Origin of the sequence: Lysinibacillus canaveralius (assembly GCF_047301505.1) — a bacterium.
Classification (GTDB): Bacteria; Bacillota; Bacilli; order Bacillales_A; family Planococcaceae; genus Lysinibacillus_B.
Genome location: NZ_CP154840.1, coordinates 794,901 through 811,222, shown reverse-complemented (window position 1 = coordinate 811,222; position 16,322 = coordinate 794,901). Strand labels below are relative to the sequence as shown.

Sequence of the window (16,322 nt, the reverse complement as noted above, 5' to 3'; positions counted from 1 at the left end):
AATAGACTGGTGAATAATTGCTTTGCATAAAGTTTAATTTTACAGGGAGGTGCATGGATTTGCAAGCAGTCGGACTTGTAGTAGAATATAATCCCTTTCATAATGGACATTTCCACCATGTACAAGAAGCAAAACGTCAAACAGGGGCTGAAATAGCTGTAGCCGTCATGAGCGGTCAGTTTTTACAGCGTGGAGAGCCTGCCCTTGTGGATAAATGGACACGTACAAAAATGGCCTTGGCAGGTGGAGTAGATCTCGTTATTGAGCTGCCATATATTTATAGTACAGCTCTCGCAGGTGAATTTGCGCGAGGCGCCATTACGCTTCTCGATGCCATAAAATGTTCCTCATTCGCTTTTGGAAGCGAGCAAGGGACAATTAAGCCCTTTCTCAACACTTTTCTATTAATTGAATCAAATCGCCAGCAATATAATAAATCCATTCAACAGGCCATGAAAACAGGCGTCAGCTACCCTCAGGCACTGTATCAAGCGTATGAAGAATTGACAAAAGTTTACCCGGACAACTACATTGATTTATCACAACCGAATAATATTTTGGGATTTCACTATATAGAGGCTGCCCATTCATTAAAAAGCTCTATACAGCCCGTTACGATTCAGCGCATCGAAGCTGGCTATCACGAGGATGCAGACCATACTAAACATATCGCCAGTGCTACCGGCATTCGGAAAGCCCTGTCTGAGGGGCAGGAAGTTGAGCAATTTCTTCCTCAAACTTCTTATATGCTACTTCATGAATGGCTGACTACTCATGGAGCATTTATGAGTTGGGAGAAGTTATGGCCGCTTTTAAAATACGCCATTCTTCGCCATACGCCTGAACAGTTGACTGCCTATGCAGATGTGCAGGAAGGACTTGAAAATGCACTCATTAAACATGCTAAGACAAGTAACACATACCAAGAATTTATGACAAACCTAAAATCTAAACGCTACACATGGACAAGGTTGCAGCGCATGCTTTCCCATATTTATACAGGGAGTACAAAAGCACAGTTGCAGGCCTTTACCTCTCCCTCTTATATTCGTTTACTCGGAATGACAGAAGCGGGACAGCGTTACTTGTCAATAAACAAAAAGGAATTTGAACTCCCTCTCATCAGCAGAGTTGCTTCTATCAAGGATGAAATGCTGGCAATTGATATCCAGGCAACGACCATGTACGGGCTCGGTGTACAATTGTTCAGCAGCAAAAAAATAGACGAGGATATCAAAACCCCGCCTATTCGTGTTTAGTTTTTCGGCTCTAACTTCTCCAAATATTCGATTGCATCGTCAACCGTCTTTACCGGTACGATTTTCATAGTCGTACCGATTTCTTTTGCGGTTTTTGCGGCTGCTTCATAGTTAGATGTATAGTCAGGGTACTTACTCCGCATCTCTTCGGTTACCTCGTCGTCTGGAGCAAAGAAAATTTCCATGCCTGCCTTATCTGCAGCCACTACTTTCTTTTCAATACCACCAATTCGGCCAACTGTTCCGTCTTCCAGCATCTCACCTGTTCCCGCAATTGTATATCCTTTCGTCAAATCTTCTTCTAAAAGCTGATTTAACACTTCAAGGGTAAACATAAGACCTGCAGAAGGACCACCGATGCTTTCTGTTTGGATACTTACTTTTGGATCCGTTTTAATCGATTTACTTTCTGTAAACACAATTCCAAGACCTACTCTGCCTTCACTTCCCGGAATTTCTTTTAGCTTAATATTTTTTGTGAGCAGCTCATCATCACGATTGATGACAAGTTCAATTTCTTTCTGTCCTGCATCCCGTTTTTCTTCGATTTGCTCCGCAAGCATTTTTTGGCTTTCAATGCGTTCACCATCTATCTCTACAATTTCATCTCCAGCCTTCAACAGACCATCTGCCGCTCCTCCTGTAATAATGTTCAGGACATATACACCTTTAAACGTGACCTGATATTCCAAATCAGCACGTGAAAAAGCGACATACAGCGCATTAAATTGCGAATCTGTCATTAACTTTAATTGACGTACATTATACTCTTCATCATCTTCTTCCTCTTGACGAACTTGATTCATGGATAAGAGTTCATAATAGTCCTTGAAATTAGCATATATATACGTTAGCGGGGTTGCCTTTGACATAGAGACCGTCATCAAACTAAATGATCCTTCATCATCCTGATCGCCATTTTGTACATTTACGTATTCCGAAACAGTATACGCATGCCCAGGCTTCATAATATAAAGATCTAATGGGTATAGCACTAGGAAGCCAGCCAAAATAATACCGATAAAAATTGCTATTAAAGAAGATAATTTATTATTTTTCACTGTTCGAGAACCCCCTGCTTGTTAGACACAATAAAAACATTGATGTGCATATATTAGTTTAGCACTTCATACTTTACATGACAAAATATTGAAAAGAGCGGATTTTTATAATTTTAACCTTCCAATTGATTGTTTGTTTTCTTCTGCTGGTGCTGCTGCTCCTCTTCCCTGGAGTAGCTCATGAAGGTGCCGATATTGGTGTAGCACTTTTCATGGATTCTTTATTTCCTTATTTACTCGCCTATTTGATATTGACAAGCTGGCTTTTGAAATTAACTTCACCGATGCCATTGAGCGGTCGTCTCAACTATTTAAAAATATACATATTAAGCGCACTTGGCGGCTTTCCTACGGGTGCCTCAATCATTGCTCAATTAAAAGAACGAGATGAGCTATCGGAAAGACAAGCTTCCATCCTTCTCGGTATCTGCCACTGTCCAAGCCCGCTATTTGTCATCGGTTTTGTTGGACAAGATCTGCTCGGCGACACAGCTTTTAGTGTGCGATATTTAATTCTACTTCATGTATTTTCATTGATATTACTTTTTTTTCTGCCTGTTTATAAGAAAAAAACAAAGTCTCCGTCTGCCGTATCAAATGCCTTTACGTCAAGCATTAAAGAAAGCGTACCTACTGTATTAGTTGTCGGTTCTACCATTATTTTCTTTTCCACTATCTATACAGTACTCTTTAATTTGGCCGAATCCTTTCTATCGTCCGGTCAGCTGCTTTTCCTAGCAGCGGCTCTTGAAATGACAAATGGCCTTCATGAGGCTCATACGTTGATGGACGGCGAGTTATTACGCCTGGTTATCGTCCTGTTTTTAACAATGCAAAGCTTGAGTATCCATCTACAGGTAGCCGTTATTGCAAAGTCTGCTTCCATCCCTCTTTCGACATATGTATGGATGCGTCTCTTTTATTCCATTGCTATTCCGTTTCTATATTTCCTTATCTTTATCTAAAAAAAGCTATCCAGCAATTACAGCTGGATAGCCTTTTCATTTCTTATCAAACATCTTACTGCAGTTTTTGAGCTTATTGTGTCTCAAACTTCCCCTTCAATGCCTGCTCTACTACGCTAGGTACCAATTCGCTTACATTACCACCGTATTTCGCTACTTCCTTGACAATGCTTGAACTTAAGAAAGAATATTGATTTTTTGTCATGATAAAAAATGTTTCAATATTTTCATCAAGTACCCGGTTCATTGATGTAATCTGCATCTCATATTCAAAATCAGATACAGCACGCAACCCGCGGACGATTGCTTTCGCATTTTTTTCCTGAGCGTATTCAATTAACAGACCGGACGAGCTCTCAATCCGAATATTCGTAAACTGCTTTGTTACCTGATCGATTAGATCAATCCGTTCCTCCACCGTAAACAAAGGATTTTTCGATGAATTATTTAGTACAGCCACATATACTGTATCAAATACATCAGCTGCACGTTTAATAATGTCTAAATGTCCGTTGGTAATCGGATCAAAACTTCCTGGTACTACTGCAATTTTTTCAGACAACGCTTTCTCCCTCTTCCTCTTGTCTACGGTAAATCGAGACGATTGTACTACCGTAAGTTTCTTGTCGAGTACAGACAAATGCACCGTAATTTGAAGGGAGCTGTATTTCTGTCGAGTGCTCACAGACAATCGTTGCATTTGCTGTTATTTTTCCCCCTTGTACAAGTGTTTCCACTAAATCATAGTAATCCTTCTTATGATACGGAGGGTCAACAAACAACAAGTCTATTTGTATGTCCCGTTTGAGCAGTGCCTTCACTGCTCGTACCGCATCTGTACGGAAGCTTTCCGTATAATCTTCATAGCGGCATTTTTTAATATTTTCCTGTAATGTAGCGAATGCTTTTCCGTCCTTTTCGACGAAAATCGCTTTATCCGCTCCACGGCTTAATGCCTCTATCCCCAGTCCACCGCTTCCGGCGAATAAATCGAGCGCAATTCCACCTTCGAAAAACGGACCTATTATATTAAAAATAGATTCCTTCACCTTATCTGTTGTAGGTCTTGTTGTCGTACCGGCGATTGCCTTTAATGGCATCCCCTTACGCTCTCCTGCTACAACACGCATAATCTCACCAAACTTTCTATTGTTGTGCTGTTGTAGTAATACGGATTGACTGCTCATCTTTCTGTAAATCCACTAAAAATAAGCGCTGCAGCCAAGCCTCTTCAATATAATAATGACCCGCTACGACTGAAAGGGGCGAGGCTGCCGTATTATAACGGCGCTGATTAAAGACATAGAAGCCATGTTCAGCTCCTGGGAAACGGAATACACGCGTTTCACTATTTACATAGTAGCCATTTGGCCCGAAAGACGTCGTATAGCCTAACCCTTGAAGCAATGTATCGGCTGTATATAGTATTTTCCCTTCGTGTAAAATGATATCCACATCCTTCATCGCCTCTTCTCCAACGAAGACATCGCGTCCGTCGTTAAAAACGAAAGGATATGTTTGCTCAGTATCTACATTCATGGAAAAATATTCAGTATAGGTGCCTAATACAGCTGATAACTGGTCATCTAATACCGAGGCAGTAATTTTGCTTCCTTCCAGCTCTTTTAGGCGTTTTTTCCAGTCTGCAAGCTGTGCCTCAGACATTTGGCTGTTCACCTCAGCTATAACTGCTTTGGCGCGCGGGGTCCCAAATGTTTCCCCTGATAAATACATAGCAACCGTGTGCTTGATCCAGAGCGGCGAACTACTGAAATCATAAATAGACTCAATCTGCTTCATCAGAACTTCTTTTGTCAGGTTTTCAGAAGTTAATTCCGGCATGAACAACATGCGGTACCCTTCCTCTTTCTGACTTGTCCCACCGATGATAGCAATATGTTCCCCCCCTAATGCAGGTAACTTATCCATTAGTTTATTAATATCTGCTGGAATAGCTGCCTTTGCATAAAGCGAGAGCGCATCTGTTTTTTTCTGTAATGCAAGGCCTTCTGGCTGCCAATATAGGTCGTGTATAGGGCCTGTGCCGCTGAACATGGAATAATTGACAAGTGCCAGCGACTGCTGTCCAATCATCGGCAATCCTGTTACCCATTGTCCTGTCACTGTGTTATCTGTAGAGATATGTACAGTTGAAAACTGAACGTCCCCGTTTTGCAGCGAGGCAAAAACGTTTTTCATTAGTTTCTTGGCTGTCAGTCCGCCCTCTACTGGAATAATATAAGAGATAGATTGTGAACGATTCTCTCCTGCCTTGAACTTTGTCCTATCTTCACTCAGACGTGCACAGCTGTGTTCTGTCTCCAAAAAACATTGGGAATCTACCGCTGTAGATGGCCATACAATTTCTAGATCGTCATTCGGCAAATTTTTAAAATGATGTCGGACGTCCAAGCTGCCTGCTCGATACGTAATCTCGATTTCCTGCGAGTACTTATAGGCTTCATTCGTTGGGATTTCCTGGTCTGAATACACTTGGTATTGCATAAAGAGCATCGCTCCAATGACAACTAAAAGTGTGGTGAATAAACTTACTGCGATTTTCAAGTGCCTGTTCCTCCTGCATCATGATACTATATTGAATGGAAAGGACGTGACAAAGTATGATTCAACAATTCATAGAGCTTGGTCAGGGCTATGGCGATGTATATGAGCTATGCGAACTTATTAAAACGAATGAGGCACGCTTCCATGAGGCATTCATTTTTACATCTTATAAAAATGAACAAAAAGTTTGTTCACTTGCTGTCGCTTTACAGCCTGTAGGAGAAAGTAAATTCATGCCAATTTACGTATGCCGGGAAGGAATCCCTTCCAACGAGGACAAGCGTACCAAACGAATCGACTTGTTTGAAGAAGCGCTATCTGCTATTAATAAGCAGGCAACCACGCTTGAAATCAAGCATTCCTCTTTCTTCAATGAGCCGAATCAGTTTTATCAATATTTAATTGGTATATTGCGCATGAGCCATTATCTCCCGCCGATGCACTAATTAAAGCCCTATTTTATAATCATATTCCTTTGCTTTATCCGGCTTCGCATTCTCGAATTCGGTTTTTAAAAATGGGCGGAATGATTCGACAACGTCTTTCACAAATGGAAGACGTTGTAATTTATTTTTGATCGTTTCGACATCTTCTTGATTGCAATACATGGCTACATATTTCATTTTACGGGAAATATAATGGACATGGCCGTATTTCCGCAAAGATTTTGCATGCTTCAATTGATGCACATAGACGATAATTCCTTGCCTATCTGTCATGATAAATCCCTCATTTCTTGTTTAGAGCATACCATAGACACAAAAATGATAGCAACAGAGTTTAGCTGACAGGATGGAGGATTTTCCGTTATAATGTAAAACAATAGAGTGCTTCCTCGAAAGTTTAGTGTAATACGGCGCTCTATTCATGTCTTACATGTATATTGAAGCTTAACAAAGGAATACAGTACGTAAGAGGAGGACAAGTATGGGAAAGAAAACGAAAGTCGCACTTGCCATTGCAGCAGCTAGTGCAGCTGTCTGGGCAGGTACAAAAGCAGTAGCAAAACCACAAAAACGTGAAGATAAAGACGTTCTGAATTTTACAAGACCAATTGTATTGGCACGCCACGGCGGTGGTCACTTGGCACCTGAACATTCCATGCTGGCATTTGAAAAGGCAGCTGAGTATGGAATTGATGGATTTAAGGTTGATATCCGTCTGACAAAGGATGAAGAAATCGTCTTGTTCCACGACGCATCTGTGGAACGTCTAACAGGCGCTACAGGCTATGTAAAAGACCTGACGCTCGCTGAATTGCGCGAACTGAACATCGGTGAAAATTTCATTTGTTTAGAAGGAAATCCCCCGTACAAAGGGAAAAAAGTCGAAATCGTGACATTACGCGAACTGCTTGAGGCATTTCCTGATAAACTTATATACATCGATATTAAGGATGCTCCCGATACTTACGAAGGCAGCCTGATGCCGTCCAAGTTATGGCGCCTTCTCGAAGAACTGCAAGCAACAGGACGTATCATCGTATCTTCAAATTACAGTGAGCAAACTGACCGTTTCAATCTTTATGCACAGGATCGTGTAGCATTAGGAGCTGGTGATTCTGACCTGGCTAAAGCTTACACATCGTTGACTAGCCAATTCGGCCATCTATACTCTCCAAAGGTAGACGTATTTGAAACGCCATTAAAATCAAATGTAATGAATTTCGACTCTCCGAAATTTGTGAAGTTTTTAAGCGATCTAAATTGTCATGTATTGTATACAGGAATCAATGACCTTGTGACAATGTCTCGTCTTGTTCGCACAGGCGCATCCGGTATTGTAACAGATCGCCCTGATATTGCAGAAACATTACTAAAAAAATATGTACAATAAAAAAGAAGCTTGACCCTGGTATAGGGCCAAGCTTCTTTTACTGAGTCATTCTTTCTGCTTAGAAAAGCTGTACTTGATTGCGGCCTTGGTGCTTTGCTTTATAAAGAGCCTGATCAGCCTTTTCAAGTATCACATTTCGCGAGTCTCCTGCCTGCGGATATGCAGCGATGCCTGCGGACATTGTTACAGGCCGGCCGCAAGGGCTATTTGTATCCTGCAGATACTGGCGCAGATTCTCTGCTACTGCATAGGCTTCCTCTTCTGTTGTTTTCGGTAAAAGTATGATAAATTCTTCACCGCCATACCGACAGCAAATATCCTGCGGACGGCTATACATCCGCATAGTTTTAGCCAGATACTTCAGCACCTCATCCCCCACAGCATGTCCATATGTATCATTTACACTCTTAAAATGATCTAAGTCAACAAGCAATACTGCATATTCCTGATTTTCCTCCGTCCATCGAATTAGTGTTTCATCCATAGAACGCCGATTCATCAGCCCAGTGAGCGCATCTGTTGTAGATTGAGTCTGGTAATGACTGATTCGATTTTGCAGGAGGGTGAAGGCATGCACAAGCGATTCTTTTAAGATACGCGCTTCAAAATACCAGCTTTTCACTTTACGAAGTTCTTCAATCTTTATCCTCTCTTGTTCATTCATCGAGAGTAATGCCATCTGCTGCAGCGGCTTTGTAATAAATGATGCAATGATAAGAACAATGACCAATGCTAATAAAACAAAAGGCATTGAAATCAGCGCCACCTTCTTCACTAGATCTGTAGAAGGAAGCAATGTTACATCAAGCGGCCGCTGAGAAACAATTCCCCATTTCGGGAGTTCAACTGCGCTATAGCCAGCAAGCATTTCTACACCTTTTGTGTTCGTAACTTCTTCCGCTCCACTTCCGCCTTCCATCAAATGATCAACCACCTCATTACTTGCGACATCATCTCCAATTCTGTTTGGATCCTGATGATAGATGAGGGTACCGTCCTCATCTACTACATATACATAAGAGCCGTCATTATAAAAATGCTCCCCTAATAATTTGTGAAATATGTTGTCATACTCAATGTAAATTGTCCCGCCGACAAGTCCGATATACTCTCCTGCTGCATTAAAAATAGGCTGGGAAATAAAAATCAGTTTCCTCCCTGTTATGCCTTCATACGGCTTGGAAATATGCGGCTTTCGTCTCTCTAATGCTTCCCCTGTCTGTTCACTGCTAAGTTGAATTCCCTTCAGCTCTAATGTAGGGGGAGAGACAGCTAAAATAATTCCCTCATCGTCGGTAATTGCCACAGAGTTAAATACATCAGTCTGATATCGTAAACGCTCTACTTCCTGCTGGAGCAATGCTTCATTTTCATAATTCTCCGCAATATAGAGGGAGCTGAATTGCAGCGTTTTGAATGTTTCCTCTAAATAATTATTAGCTGTCGTAGCTAACTTTTGCGCATACACACGGTTTGTTTCCAATGTATTTTCAATTAATATATTTTTCGATATTTGATAGACACCCCATAAACTGCTAGCTATCGTTGAAATAAAAGCCATCATAACTACCCCGATGATCAAATATCGCAAACGAAAGATAAATCTTTTATTTAAACTCAACACCTCTTATTCCCCTCTATTAACATAATCTCGTACATTGTAAATGAATTGATTGGAAAAAAACACAATTTTTAATGAAAAAGTTATTTGTATAAGATTATTTCTTTATAAAAAGTAGTATTTTCGTATCCGGTAAGTGAAGGGAAACAGTTATACACTCGTAGAGCTCTTGTAAGCAGCTTTCAGTCATTCTTATAGGTGACAAGAAAAAGGAAAACTGTTTCTCTGCAGCGGTATGCAGGTATTTACTTGTTTGTGGATAAATAAAAAAACAGCAGGGAATTTCCCTGCTGTTTGAGTTATGCTGAGCACGAGCATGATCCACCTGAACCACAGCCACCTGTACTACAGCCGCCACCTGTCGAAAAGAATGGATTGCTTACAGGTACCTTTACAGCCTCCGAAACAGATCTTCCGATTAATAGACTCACTTCATCCAGCAAATCCTGATAATCGTTCTCTGCAACCTTTAGCTTGGCGACCTTTTCGTTCAAATCCAAAGCACGCTTCTGCTCACGGATTTTTTTCATAATTGTATGATAATCCGGGTGATATTTCCCGAAACGCTGTACATCTTCATAATGCTCCTTTAGAAGACTAAACGCCTTTACTTGAGCAGAAAGCTCTGTATCCTCATATACAGCCTTGTAGGCGATATGGAGATTTTGCGCCTGTTCAGATGAAAGAATCATGGTACTTAATCTATCAGCTTCGTCTAAAATAAATGCCCATTCTGAAGTCATCAACATCGAAAACTCCTCCAATCTCTTTCCTATCATAACAGAAATTATGTTACATTAGGTATAGATAAGATTTAGACAAAGGGGAGAGACATCATGACTACTTCAACAAAAGAAAAGGCTGAAGAACTTTTACAGCAAATTTTATTGAAAAGTACACCGGAGGATGAGGAAGTGCTGATGCATCTACTCGAGGGACTTCGAAACAAACAGACAGGCTTCCATCACCGATATATCAATGCAGCGCTTCATATGACAGGCGATTTTTATCCTGATCATAGTGTCATCCGTATTCCGGTTACCCCAGTCATTCATAATACAATTAAGCTTCCACACGGGGGAATTTTGGCCACAATGGCCGATGCAGCGATGGGCGAACTAGCAGCCCGTTCCATTGAAGCTGGTAAAAATGTGGTAACTACGAATTTACATATTAACTATTTAGCTACAACAACGAATAAAGAGCTAATCGCAAAAGGCTTTTTCGTCAATAAAGGACGCCGCATGCTTGTTATGGAATGTATCATTGAAGATGAAACCGGTAAAAAACTAGCTACGGCTTCCGCAACTTTTTTCGTCATCGAGCCGCGCAAGTAATGAGGTAACACATTCAATGTCGGAAAATGGGGTAGTGATATTCCCGATTGTCTGGGTACGTTCATGTCCCTTTCCGGCAATCACAATGACATCTCCCTCTTTTGCCAAACGGAGCGCCTTCTCGATCGCCTCTTCGCGCGCCAAGATCATTTCATAGCTTTGGGTCGCAAAGAAACCAGCGGCAATTTGCCTGTTGATTACCTCTGGATTTTCACTACGACAATTATCAGTAGTTAAAATAATATGATTTGCATATTTGGAAGCGACAGTTCCCATCTCCCGCCGTTTTGCCACGTCTCTTTCTCCTCCACAGCTGAAAACAACATATACATTTCGCGAAAAGGTATTTTTTACGGTTTGAAGGACAGCCTTTAATGCATCGGCTGTATGTGCATAGTCAACAATCACATGAAAGCCCTGCTTGCTATAGAATGTCTGCATCCGCCCTTCCGGCAAAGTCATCTCGGGAATGTATTCCATAACATCGTCAAAGGAAAATCCAAGCATTTTTAATACGGCTATCATCGCTGCCACGTTTGCCCGCTGATGATCTCCTATAAACGGCACAGTGACAACACGTTCTTTATGTGCGGTTTGTACCCAGCATGTGCTCTCATTTTTTCCTTCCGCTAATGTCTGCAATAGTACATCGACGCGTCCTTTTAGTCCAAAATAGCACTTTTCACGTTTCGAAAGAACGCCAACGCTCCTGCAAAAAGAATCATCACCATTTAACACCAGCTTATTGCTTAACCCTGCGAGACGCTGCTTAGCCAATTTATATTGTTCAAATGACCCATGATCTTCCAAATGATCTTCCGCTAAATTCAGAAATACACCAATATCTATATCGCAGTGATCCAGCCGGTACGTCGCTAATCCCATTGATGATGCTTCCATTATTACATATTCAACATTTTCCTTTATCGCCTTTAAAAATAAAGGGTGTAAATGTTTTGGCTGCAGCGTTGTAAGTTGTTCTATATCTGCATCGTACGGCGTACCATTTAAATAAACCCCGTTTGTTCCAATTACAAGTACGCGTTTATTTAGTTTTTGAAGCATCTGTCCAATGAAATGGCTGACCGTTGTTTTCCCGTTCGTCCCGGTGATAGCAACAATTTTCAGCACTTCTGATGGAAAACCGCATAACTTCGCGCTTGCATAAGCACTAAACTGCAATATATTTGGTACCCAAATCAACGGAACGTCGCATACAAAATCATCAAAAAAGACTTCTTCATCGACTACAATTGCTTTTGCACCTCGATCAACCGCTTGATCAATCCACTTTTTTCCGTCATATTTTTTTCCTTTTCGTGCGATAAATAAATCACCTGGTCGCACAGCTTCCAATGAATCCTCAATACGCACTACTTCTTCTCTTATTGAGCCTTTTACCGTGCACGGCCAATCTTTTAATAACTCTGCTAATTGCACGTTATACCCTCCTGCTTTACAGTATGTGGGCGCACGGAATTTGACACAAAAAAGCAAGATCCCCCTAATTTACAAATATTTAAAAAAATAGTACTTTTTTAAATTTAGTAAAAAACCTTATCCTGATACTTCGCTTTCGTCGCAAAATTAAAGCGGTCTGCTAATGCAAACCGCTTTTTTCAGGGAAGTTTTTCTTTATAAAAATTTGCGTATAATAATTATAATAAACACCAGTCCCGCCATGTGAATACTGTTCATCCAGCATGATTGCCCGATGATCAGCAGAATTCAGCAGACCATGAACAGCTTCAATCGCATCCAAATATGCCTTGGCTACATTTTCATTTGCTTCCTCATAGGAGATTGGTTTTTTTTCCAGCCTTTGTTCTAAAGAGCCATAAGTCGGTGATTCATGGGAAATATAATCCTGTAAAAACATATCTTCACTATGAGCCGCAGCTGTCTCATTTAATGGCTCAAAGGGAATCAGAGGCTCGACCCCGAACTTTTGACGGTATATATTGGTTAATTCAAAAAGCTGTTCAGCATTTGCCTGATTGATTTCAAATTGCTGAAACGAAGAAGGTGTTTCTTTTTCAATCATTTCTCCGACAAACTGCATTTCATAAGGCTGATGAAGGACAAGTGTTTTACCATTCATAAAGCGAACACCCGCTAAATTACCTTCCACCTCGTCTATGTATAACTGGGCATACAGTGTGTCAAACTTAACGAGTAGACGATTTTTCGTATCCTCTTCACTCATCGTGAACATATATATATTTTCATCGATGGTGACGGAAACTTCTGCATCCATAATAGTCATTCTGTAAATATCCTCAACAGGCTGACCAATTGTATAAGGACTTACATCCAAGTCCTCAGAGTTTGTGTATACTTGCGTAACCATGCCTTGTTCAATTCCAAACATGAGCTGCTCGTATATCCACCATTCGTACCCATAGGTTGTGGTATCCATCCTTTTAGGCTCTCCGTAATTTTGTATCAGTACATCACTGGGCTGGCCGATCATTGTCGAAATACCTGTCTCAGGTGGTGATAAAGCTGCATTATAGTCATTAATATACTGTTCGGAGGGTATCGCCTGCTGTACTGAATTAGGACCTTCAAGAGGAGCATGTTCATTATCTATAGTGGCATAATAAAAGATAAGGCCAATAATAGTTGCGACGATTAAAATGCGGAATAGAGCCTTCATGGATTTACCACCTTTTTTTGTATTGATTGTCTATTATTATAGCAATTTGGTAGTCCCTGACACAATGTTGTCATTGCAACAAATGTCGATTTGTTCTATTATTAACAATAAAGCATATAATATGTACGATTTGCTAAAGGAGGATAAAGCAATGTATTTCGAAAATACAAAAATTGAAAATATTGTTGTTGATCAGGAATTTCTAACGGACATCTTAAAAAAATACGGCCTAGAATGTCACGGGGCTTGGGACTACGACCGTATGACGTTCGACCGCCGCTTCGACGTACGTGAAGGCCGTTTCTATCTACGTGTATTCTGCGACGCAATCTCTGGCGATGTAGGTGCCCATGATGCGACGTTGAAAATCTTGAAGCCGGCACTTGGTAAATACTACTATCCGCACGGTGTCGAATATACTGACGAAGTATTCCCTGCACACCTTGTCAAAGACTGTGAGCAAATCCTAGATGCTGTGGCAAAGGAATTATCAAAATACGGAATTGCTGTCAAAAAAGATGAGCAAATCCAAGAAACTGCTACAAAGGAATCCGTAAAAGATGTAGCAGAAGAACGTGAAAAACAATTAAAATAGTAAATTACTGGCAGCCTAATAAGGTTGCCTTTTTTGCTGCCTTCTATCCTCCATTTCTTAATAAAGGAGCGCCTGCTAAAAAGGCCCCAGGAGGAGATTTTAAATGGCTATTGGGATACGGCCTGCTCTTTTCATCATCTGGTAGTACCAAATTCCTGCATAATAAAAAAGGATGTCGACAGCGACATCCTTTTTGTGCACTAAAATCCTAAAATCGCCTTGATAACCGACGTTGTTTCTCCGCCTTCATAAATTACATATAACAGCATGTATACCATTACACCTGTAATTCCTGTAAAGAACCAAATAATACTTGTAATCGGTCCAATTTTGCGGTGGATTTTCATATTATTTTTGTAACCTGTCCAAAGGCTCGTAATGCCAAAAACAGCCCCCACTGTCGCCAGTGTAATATGGAAAACTAAGAAAAATGTATAATATATCTTTAGTTCATCCGGACCACCGAATGCCGTATTACCAATAAATACTGTTCGTGAAGCATAAATAATGAAGAACACAATTGCTGCAACGCCTGCTGCAGTCATTACCTTTTTGTGAGCCTCGACTTTTCTTTTTACAATTAAAACCCATCCGATCGCTACTAAAATGGCACTCAGCACGATGAATGATGTACTAATCGTTGGTAAAATTGGTACACCCATTTCCTATTCTCCTATTCATTCTCTAAATTAGTTATAGTTTGTACGGTTTTGGAAATCACGTAACGCTTTCTCTGTAATATCCTCAGGATTAATTCGTTCGCTATTCCACCAAGCACGGAATACCTTGAACAAAATAACGCCAAAAATGATTTCCTGAATGATTTTCATCAATACGCCGCCTACTTGCTGATCACTTACAGGGTCCATATTGGTAAATAACTCTGGTCCTGATAAATTCAGACTCGACAAAGTATCAACAGGCACGCATAACTCCATCGCTTTTAACCAGGATTCCGCCTCAGAAAAAGTAGCATATAAAGGATGAGAAGCGAAAATAATCAATGCACAAGCAGGCGTTATGAGTACAGCATTCCCCGCAATATACGCCAGCTTATTGATATTTTTCATTTTGTGCTGTCCCTCTACTTGGTTAAGCAGCGGCCAGTACATGAACACAGCACTTATAAAAAGTAAAAATGTATAAATACCATGAAGTGTCATATCGAGCTTGATGACATCAAAGACTGCTGGGAGATGGTAGAAGCTAAACATGAAAACAAAGAGAAAAATCGCTACTAACGGCTTCGTAAAGATGTTAAAAATTATCCGTACTACTGGAGCTTCCACTACAACTTTCCATACCCACCATGGGATACCTTTAATGATAAGAATCGGAACTAATAATAGTAGCAATGCCATTTGTGTCATATGCATCGTAAATGTAATATGACCCATCAAATCGATTGGGGACCCTTTGATAATATAAAGAGAAATCATCCCTAGGACAAAGTAGATTGCCTCGCTCTTCTTTAGAGGCTCGCTTACTTTAAAGTCTTTTCTCCAAACAGTCGTCGTTAAAAAATAGACAACCAGCAAAAATACAACAATACCTACTAAATAAGGACTCCATAGCGCCTGAAAACCAAATATACTTAATGACATAAATTTGCGCTCCTTTAACTTCAATACCTCCATTATAGAACTGTCTTACGGAGACTTCAATGAACATAGTATGACATTTGCTTCTTTATGGCATTCCTAGCATTTTAAAATAGCATAAGGTATTCATTACAAAATAAATAAAGTATTTTCAGATACGCAAAATTTGATTTTATGTTACTCAGCAAAACAAAAAGCGGTCAACTTTTGTTGACCGCTCACTCGTTAAATATATCCTTTTTCCGATAGAATTTGCTGCAATTGCTCCACGCATTCCTCGATCGAATACTGCTCTGTATCCAGAATTATTTCAGGGTTCACCGGCTCCTCATATGGAGCACTAATGCCCGTAAAATGAGGGATTTCATTATTACGAGCTTTTTTATATAGCCCTTTAGGATCCCTTTTTTCACAAGCTTCTACCGAGCATTTCACAAAGACCTCAATAAATTCACCTTCCTGCACCAAGCTTCGTACTACTTGGCGGTCTTCTCGATAAGGGGAAATAAAAGCAGTTAATACAATTTGTCCGCTTTCTACAAATAGTTTTGCTACCTCACCAATACGGCGAATATTCTCTTTACGGCTAACCTCATCAAACCCTAAATCATTGTTCAATCCATGACGTATATTGTCTCCGTCTAGAACAAAAGCCTGTTTATCGTTTTCAAACAACTTGTGTGCAAAAGCATTCGCAACCGAAGATTTACCCGATGCAGAAAGTCCAGTGAACCAGAGAATAAAGCTTGAATGTCCATTTTTTTCGCGGCGTTCCTCTTTTTTAATGGAAGCTTCGTGCCATACAATATTTGTACTCATTTTC

Annotated in this window: 18 protein-coding genes; 6 read left to right on the top strand and 12 right to left on the bottom strand. The window is 40.4% G+C overall.

Going from position 1 to position 16,322, the window contains the following annotated elements; translation table 11 throughout:
- Positions 1–59: 59 nt before the first annotated feature.
- Positions 60–1,259 (top strand): nucleotidyltransferase, encoded by a 1,200-nt coding sequence (locus tag AA0Y26_RS03975; protein ID WP_413365318.1) that lies wholly within the window; start codon positions 60–62, stop codon positions 1,257–1,259.
- Here the strand turns inward: AA0Y26_RS03975 and AA0Y26_RS03970 are convergent.
- The gene (locus AA0Y26_RS03970; protein ID WP_413365316.1) at positions 1,256–2,320 is read right to left on the bottom strand and encodes a SepM family pheromone-processing serine protease; all 1,065 of its coding nucleotides are present in this window, start codon (positions 2,318–2,320) and stop codon (positions 1,256–1,258) included. The genes AA0Y26_RS03975 and AA0Y26_RS03970 overlap by 4 nt on opposite strands.
- A gap of 125 nt (positions 2,321–2,445) precedes the next feature.
- Between AA0Y26_RS03970 and AA0Y26_RS03965 the strand changes: the two genes are divergently transcribed.
- Entirely contained in the window at positions 2,446–3,285 is an 840-nt protein-coding gene (locus AA0Y26_RS03965; RefSeq protein WP_413365314.1) for a hypothetical protein, read from the top strand.
- Between the two features lie 73 nt (positions 3,286–3,358).
- On the opposite strand, the gene coaD is transcribed toward AA0Y26_RS03965, so the two are convergent.
- The 3 genes from coaD to AA0Y26_RS03950 are packed head-to-tail and all read right to left on the bottom strand — an operon-like array spanning position 3,359 to position 5,850.
- Entirely contained in the window at positions 3,359–3,847 is a 489-nt protein-coding gene (gene coaD / locus AA0Y26_RS03960) for a pantetheine-phosphate adenylyltransferase (RefSeq protein WP_413365312.1), read from the bottom strand.
- A complete protein-coding gene (gene rsmD, locus AA0Y26_RS03955) occupies positions 3,840–4,472 on the bottom strand; it encodes a 16S rRNA (guanine(966)-N(2))-methyltransferase RsmD (protein WP_413365310.1) in 633 nt (210 codons plus the stop codon). Before rsmD ends, coaD begins: the two co-directional genes overlap by 8 nt.
- Positions 4,432–5,850: an RNA polymerase II gene (locus AA0Y26_RS03950; RefSeq protein WP_413365308.1), complete on the bottom strand. Its 1,419-nt coding sequence runs from the start codon at positions 5,848–5,850 to the stop codon at positions 4,432–4,434. The genes rsmD and AA0Y26_RS03950 overlap by 41 nt, the downstream gene beginning before the upstream one ends.
- 56 nt (positions 5,851–5,906) lie before the next feature.
- Here AA0Y26_RS03950 and AA0Y26_RS03945 point away from each other — a divergent pair, with 56 nt between their 5' ends.
- Entirely contained in the window at positions 5,907–6,296 is a 390-nt protein-coding gene (locus AA0Y26_RS03945; RefSeq protein ID WP_413365306.1) for a methylthioribose kinase, read from the top strand.
- Here AA0Y26_RS03945 and AA0Y26_RS03940 read toward each other — a convergent pair whose 3' ends face one another.
- A complete protein-coding gene (locus tag AA0Y26_RS03940; protein WP_036156024.1) occupies positions 6,297–6,569 on the bottom strand; it encodes a YlbG family protein in 273 nt (90 codons plus the stop codon). It lies immediately after the preceding gene.
- Positions 6,570–6,777: 208 nt separating this feature from the next.
- Here AA0Y26_RS03940 and AA0Y26_RS03935 point away from each other — a divergent pair, with 208 nt between their 5' ends.
- On the top strand, positions 6,778–7,686 hold the full coding sequence (locus AA0Y26_RS03935; RefSeq protein ID WP_413365304.1) for a glycerophosphodiester phosphodiesterase family protein: 909 nt from the start codon (positions 6,778–6,780) through the stop codon (positions 7,684–7,686).
- A gap of 58 nt (positions 7,687–7,744) precedes the next feature.
- On the opposite strand, the gene AA0Y26_RS03930 is transcribed toward AA0Y26_RS03935, so the two are convergent.
- On the bottom strand, positions 7,745–9,277 hold the full coding sequence (locus tag AA0Y26_RS03930) for a diguanylate cyclase (RefSeq protein WP_413365303.1): 1,533 nt from the start codon (positions 9,275–9,277) through the stop codon (positions 7,745–7,747).
- A gap of 329 nt (positions 9,278–9,606) precedes the next feature.
- Positions 9,607–10,056: a YlbF family regulator gene (locus AA0Y26_RS03925; RefSeq protein WP_413365301.1), complete on the bottom strand. Its 450-nt coding sequence runs from the start codon at positions 10,054–10,056 to the stop codon at positions 9,607–9,609.
- 87 nt (positions 10,057–10,143) lie between these two features.
- Between AA0Y26_RS03925 and AA0Y26_RS03920 the strand changes: the two genes are divergently transcribed.
- Positions 10,144–10,644, top strand: a complete 501-nt coding sequence (locus AA0Y26_RS03920; RefSeq protein ID WP_413365299.1) for a PaaI family thioesterase — start codon at positions 10,144–10,146, stop codon at positions 10,642–10,644.
- On the opposite strand, the gene AA0Y26_RS03915 is transcribed toward AA0Y26_RS03920, so the two are convergent.
- Entirely contained in the window at positions 10,597–12,084 is a 1,488-nt protein-coding gene (locus tag AA0Y26_RS03915; RefSeq protein WP_413365297.1) for a UDP-N-acetylmuramoyl-L-alanyl-D-glutamate--2,6-diaminopimelate ligase, read from the bottom strand. The genes AA0Y26_RS03920 and AA0Y26_RS03915 overlap by 48 nt on opposite strands.
- Positions 12,085–12,244: 160 nt before the next feature.
- Positions 12,245–13,303 (bottom strand): CAP domain-containing protein, encoded by a 1,059-nt coding sequence (locus AA0Y26_RS03910; protein ID WP_413365295.1) that lies wholly within the window; start codon positions 13,301–13,303, stop codon positions 12,245–12,247.
- Positions 13,304–13,454: 151 nt separating this feature from the next.
- On the opposite strand from AA0Y26_RS03910, the gene AA0Y26_RS03905 reads away from it, so the two are divergent.
- Positions 13,455–13,898, top strand: coding sequence for a YugN family protein (locus AA0Y26_RS03905; RefSeq protein ID WP_413365294.1), 444 nt, complete (start codon positions 13,455–13,457; stop codon positions 13,896–13,898).
- Between the two features lie 200 nt (positions 13,899–14,098).
- Here AA0Y26_RS03905 and AA0Y26_RS03900 read toward each other — a convergent pair whose 3' ends face one another.
- The 3 genes from AA0Y26_RS03900 to cysC all read right to left on the bottom strand — a co-directional run bounded on the left by AA0Y26_RS03900 (position 14,099) and on the right by cysC (position 16,318).
- Complete coding sequence (locus AA0Y26_RS03900) at positions 14,099–14,560, bottom strand: DUF420 domain-containing protein (protein ID WP_413365292.1); 462 nt, start codon at positions 14,558–14,560, stop codon at positions 14,099–14,101.
- Between the two features lie 27 nt (positions 14,561–14,587).
- Complete coding sequence (ctaG, locus tag AA0Y26_RS03895; protein ID WP_413365290.1) at positions 14,588–15,502, bottom strand: cytochrome c oxidase assembly factor CtaG; 915 nt, start codon at positions 15,500–15,502, stop codon at positions 14,588–14,590.
- 222 nt (positions 15,503–15,724) lie between these two features.
- Positions 15,725–16,318, bottom strand: a complete 594-nt coding sequence (gene cysC / locus AA0Y26_RS03890) for an adenylyl-sulfate kinase (RefSeq protein ID WP_413365288.1) — start codon at positions 16,316–16,318, stop codon at positions 15,725–15,727.
- Positions 16,319–16,322 lie beyond the last annotated feature (4 nt).

What these genes read in the sequence shown, in the direction of transcription:
- rsmD (WP_413365310.1), bottom strand. Translation starts at nt 4,472, where the DNA reads ATGAGCAGTCAATCCGTATTACTACAACAGCACAACAATAGAAAGTTT.
- AA0Y26_RS03945 (WP_413365306.1), top strand. Translation starts at nt 5,907, where the DNA reads ATGATTCAACAATTCATAGAGCTTGGTCAGGGCTATGGCGATGTATAT.
- AA0Y26_RS03940 (WP_036156024.1), bottom strand. Translation starts at nt 6,569, where the DNA reads ATGACAGATAGGCAAGGAATTATCGTCTATGTGCATCAATTGAAGCAT.
- AA0Y26_RS03935 (WP_413365304.1), top strand. Translation starts at nt 6,778, where the DNA reads ATGGGAAAGAAAACGAAAGTCGCACTTGCCATTGCAGCAGCTAGTGCA.
- AA0Y26_RS03925 (WP_413365301.1), bottom strand. Translation starts at nt 10,056, where the DNA reads ATGTTGATGACTTCAGAATGGGCATTTATTTTAGACGAAGCTGATAGA.
- AA0Y26_RS03920 (WP_413365299.1), top strand. Translation starts at nt 10,144, where the DNA reads ATGACTACTTCAACAAAAGAAAAGGCTGAAGAACTTTTACAGCAAATT.
- AA0Y26_RS03910 (WP_413365295.1), bottom strand. Translation starts at nt 13,303, where the DNA reads ATGAAGGCTCTATTCCGCATTTTAATCGTCGCAACTATTATTGGCCTT.
- AA0Y26_RS03905 (WP_413365294.1), top strand. Translation starts at nt 13,455, where the DNA reads ATGTATTTCGAAAATACAAAAATTGAAAATATTGTTGTTGATCAGGAA.
- AA0Y26_RS03900 (WP_413365292.1), bottom strand. Translation starts at nt 14,560, where the DNA reads ATGGGTGTACCAATTTTACCAACGATTAGTACATCATTCATCGTGCTG.
- ctaG (WP_413365290.1), bottom strand. Translation starts at nt 15,502, where the DNA reads ATGTCATTAAGTATATTTGGTTTTCAGGCGCTATGGAGTCCTTATTTA.
- cysC (WP_413365288.1), bottom strand. Translation starts at nt 16,318, where the DNA reads ATGAGTACAAATATTGTATGGCACGAAGCTTCCATTAAAAAAGAGGAA.